The sequence below is a fragment of the Synechococcus sp. R6-10 genome (assembly GCF_047461815.1).
In the GTDB taxonomy this organism is placed as follows: Bacteria; Cyanobacteriota; Cyanobacteriia; order Thermostichales; family Thermostichaceae; genus Thermostichus.
This window is the reverse complement of sequence record NZ_JANSHW010000558.1, coordinates 1-827: the sequence shown is the minus strand read 5'-3', so window position 1 is coordinate 827 and position 827 is coordinate 1. Positions and strand designations below refer to the sequence as shown.

Below are 827 nucleotides of genomic sequence, written 5' to 3'. Positions count from 1 at the left end.
ACCTGGTAGTTAAACGCATAGATGGGCACATAGGTGAAGGGATTACTCACCCAGGTTCCTGCCGCCGCCGCCAGCTTGTTGCCCCGAAACGGAACAGCCAACACCAGAGCGGCCAACGTTTGAAAGCCGAAGATGGGGAAACAGCCGGCAAAAACCCCTACCGCCAAGCCACGGGCAATTTCTTTTGGCGACGATTGCAGCCGCAACAGGCGCAGATAAAGATAGCGCAGCCAACGCTTCCAGGAAGGATCCCGGCGGGCTAGGGTCGGCCCTGGTAGAGATCCAGAGTAGGATCTGGAATAAAGCTTAAGGGATCCCGGCGAAGGCCAGGAGAAAGAGGGCAGCCTCAACCAAAAGAGGGGGCTCATGGTGGCAAGGGGGCAACTGAGAGAAGGTGTTAAGTCCTGTAAATCCAGTGTATCTTTCCTGCCGTCGGCGACAAAGGGCTATCGGCAAATCTGGGCCGGCAGCACCTGGGTGATGCTGAGGGATCAGTTTGCTCAGTTTACAAAGTAAGCAGTTAGCTGAGCTTGTCCACCAAGGCCAGCAGAAAGTTAAGACTCAAGTAGGAAACCAACACCAGCAAAAACAGGAACAGGGCAATGCTCAGCCCGGATCGCAGGGATCCCGATTTCATTTTGGGATCAGGCTTTTCGGGGGGAGTTGTCATCTGGAGTTCTGGGGAAGACTGTGAATCTAGGATCCCATCTTGGCTGTGCAGGTGTACCCATCGGCTTACTTTCCGAAGATTGAAGGCCTGATACATTTACGCTGAACACTGCTGAACATCACTGTTCAACTATGCAGCGATAGCATTCTGTTTGTTT

Annotated in this window: 2 protein-coding genes; both read right to left on the bottom strand. The window is 53.3% G+C overall.

Translation table 11 applies throughout. The annotated features are described in order from the left end of the window. Nucleotides 1-368, bottom strand: a 368-nt coding sequence (locus tag NW837_RS13740; protein WP_414332170.1) for a DUF2062 domain-containing protein, incomplete at its 3' end; no start/stop codon positions are given. A gap of 152 nt (nucleotides 369-520) precedes the next feature. After that, nucleotides 521-670 carry a hypothetical protein gene (locus tag NW837_RS13735; RefSeq protein ID WP_414332169.1) on the bottom strand — a complete coding sequence of 50 codons (150 nt, stop codon included), beginning with the start codon at nucleotides 668-670 and terminating at the stop codon, nucleotides 521-523. Nucleotides 671-827 lie beyond the last annotated feature (157 nt).